Consider the following 394-nt stretch of genomic DNA (forward strand, 5'->3'; position numbering starts at 1 on the left):
GTGGAGAACATGTTTGGTCTACCTGGACGACATTATCGTTTTCTCCAAGACCCCAGCGGAACACCTGGAGCACCTTCGGGAGGTCCTGGCCCTCCTGTCCAAGGCTGGAGTTACCCTCAAGGCCGAGAAGTGCCACCTGTTTGAGACTGAGGTGGAGTATCTGGGGCACGTGCTGAGTCCGGGGGAGCTCCGAGTCAATGAGAAGAACATCAAGGCCCTCCGGCATGCACGGCAACCCAAAACCCAGACGGAACTCAAGAGCTTCCTGGGTATGTGCAACGTCTATCGCCGGTTCGTACGGGACTATGCTCTGATTGCCCGGCCATTGACCAAGCTTACCAGCAAGAAGCTTCCCGCACAACTCCCGGTGTTCGACGAGAAGCAGACCGCGGCC

1 protein-coding gene is annotated in these 394 nt (G+C 57.9%); it reads left to right on the forward strand.

Annotation, left to right across the window (positions count from 1 at the left end; all coding sequences use genetic code 11):
- Nucleotides 1–13 precede the first annotated feature (13 nt).
- A partial coding sequence (locus tag KDM90_RS17615; RefSeq protein WP_230409877.1) for a reverse transcriptase domain-containing protein occupies nucleotides 14–394 on the forward strand: 381 nt, incomplete at its 3' end.

Source organism: Affinundibacterium fentianense, assembly GCF_018139545.1.
Taxonomy (GTDB): Bacteria; Pseudomonadota; Gammaproteobacteria; order Burkholderiales; family Burkholderiaceae_D; genus Undibacterium; species Undibacterium fentianense.